This is a genomic window from Aliterella sp. E5.1 (genome assembly GCF_057473825.1).
On sequence record NZ_JBYCCV010000292.1, the window covers coordinates 1 to 1943 of the forward strand.

Here is a 1943-nt window from a genome sequence, read left to right on the forward strand (position 1 = left end):
GGTGATTGAGAAAATTGGCCCCAAGGGTCTGGAGTACGCCCGCTTCTCAATTGATTCTCACTTTACCCGCAACTATTTGTATGTAAAACGGAACTATCCCGAGAAACTAGAAGCCCACGTGCCAGAGTATGCCAAGAAGATTGTGGCTCAGTATGACCTGCCCGACTAAGAGATCAGGTATACGGGTTAATTTCGTCTACGTTGTCAGTCAAGCTATGCTTTTGGAGAAGGGGTATTGTGATTTCTTTCTCTGGGAACCAACATGAGCAGAAAGTTAAGCTCTACTGTCAAGTCTTCCCCGGCCACGCAACAAATTGCGACGATGTTTCGAGTCGTTGGCTGGATTAGCCTGGGTCTGCAGTTGACCCTGGGCGCGGTTTCCGGGGTGGCGATCTTATTCTCAACTATTCCTAGCCAGGAGCTTAACGAAAAGGCCACGAATCCTGGGACTGGTTTTGGCATCTTTCTTGCCATTTGCGGGGTTCTGGTGCTATTCGTCAGCGCTTTTCTGGCCTTCCGGTACACACGAATTGCTAAACGGTTGGAAGATCCCAATCCCAGCCTGCGCCCTAAAAAAGCAAATACGATTAAAATTCTGCGGATCAGCTTAACCGTGAGTGTTGTGGGGATGTTCTTAACCATATTAGGGGCAGAAGCAGCAGCCGGATTACTCCTGGCTAAAGCCCTGACTCAACCCACGGGCCTAGCAGTCTATAACCCTGAAAGGATTATCCGCCCCCTTGATGTGTTTGTAATCCAGGCCAATATCAACGTGATTGCGGCCCACTTTGTCGGGATTGCTGCGGCGCTATGGCTGCTCAAAAGTGTACATCCAAGGCATTCTAAGTAGATGTGCTGGTTTAACTGTGACCAACTCTCAGTCAATAATCTAGTCCTTAGAGAGTTTTAAGCCCTAAAAAAGCCCCTGGTTGATCAGGGGCTTTAAGGTGCTTGCGCAGTTGCTGATTGCGTTTCTTGAGTTGTCGAAGCCGGGCTGAGGCTTGTTTGGATTTCGTATTCCGTTGTCTGCCGCTGCGGGGCGACTCCCAGGACTTGAGTCTCATTTCATTCCTTCTCTTTACAGATGCTATAGACAGTTTATCGAGAAAGTGCGGATAGCTGCTAGGCAAATCCGCTCTCGGAACCTCTCAACTTCTAGATTTTTGGTCGAATCAAGGAATCACTCCTGAATCAGGTTTTTTTAGAGGGAATTTTAGAAGCCTCCCAGGCAGCAATCAGTTCATTCTCAGCCTTGATCGCTGCATTGGCAACTAATCCTGTGATCTCTCTGGGAGAATATCCTTCTTCTAAGAGCTCTTCGTACAAGGGATAAAGAAATCCCCGTAGTTCCCGTGCGACCATTTTTGCCCTATCTGAATATTGAAAGTCTTGATCAAAGAGGCTTGCCATTCCCAGGAACCTGATGATGAAGTTGTTTTTAGTTTGACATAAGTTTGATCTTCCCCAGCAACCCTGAGGGGCAAGAGACCCGAACTAACACTCCCGCCCTGTTCGAACTATAATGAATCAAGATACATGGGGCTGAAACGGTTTCGACGTTTTGGTGACCGTACCCTTGTGATTCAGGCCGAGAGTGAGTCATCTCTCGTAAATCCAAGGCTCAAAATCAGTACATGCGAACAACATCGTACCTTTTGCTCGGGCTCGTAAGGCAGTTGCTATTGCCTAACGACTAGTTGATCAAACGACGAGCGTCTGTAGTCTGACTCCGTTAAGGGCTATGGACAAAACCTCAACGGATGCTCTAGTTGATTGCCTCTGGTCGATCTGCTAGTTAAGAACTTTACCAGAGCATCCCATCGTCCGGGATAAGGGACGATCCCCGCTGCAAGGGCTAGAGCAGCTAAGCCTGTGAATGAATGAGGAGCTAATAGCCAAAGCGGACACGGGTTCGACTCCCGTCAGCTCCATTTTGTTTGGAT

Annotated in this window: 2 protein-coding genes, 1 other RNA gene and 1 pseudogene; 3 read left to right on the plus strand and 1 reads right to left on the minus strand. The window is 48.2% G+C overall.

All coding sequences use genetic code 11. The features are described from left to right. Both AC2VE5_RS26430 and AC2VE5_RS26435 read left to right on the plus strand, forming a co-directional pair. Positions 1-169: pseudogene (locus AC2VE5_RS26430) on the plus strand (Coenzyme F420 hydrogenase/dehydrogenase, beta subunit C-terminal domain); the annotation flags it as partial. 93 nt (positions 170-262) lie between these two features. Then, on the plus strand, positions 263-850 hold the full coding sequence (locus tag AC2VE5_RS26435) for a DUF3611 family protein (protein ID WP_486890519.1): 588 nt from the start codon (positions 263-265) through the stop codon (positions 848-850). A gap of 341 nt (positions 851-1191) precedes the next feature. Here AC2VE5_RS26435 and AC2VE5_RS26440 read toward each other — a convergent pair whose 3' ends face one another. Next, entirely contained in the window at positions 1192-1410 is a 219-nt protein-coding gene (locus AC2VE5_RS26440) for a hypothetical protein (protein ID WP_486890521.1), read from the minus strand. 128 nt (positions 1411-1538) lie between these two features. Here AC2VE5_RS26440 and ssrA point away from each other — a divergent pair. Then, positions 1539-1934: a transfer-messenger RNA gene (ssrA, locus tag AC2VE5_RS26445) on the plus strand. The last annotated feature ends 9 nt before the right edge of the window (positions 1935-1943 follow it).

What these genes read in the sequence shown, in the direction of transcription:
- AC2VE5_RS26435 (WP_486890519.1), top strand. Translation starts at nt 263, where the DNA reads ATGAGCAGAAAGTTAAGCTCTACTGTCAAGTCTTCCCCGGCCACGCAA.
- AC2VE5_RS26440 (WP_486890521.1), bottom strand. Translation starts at nt 1,410, where the DNA reads ATGGCAAGCCTCTTTGATCAAGACTTTCAATATTCAGATAGGGCAAAA.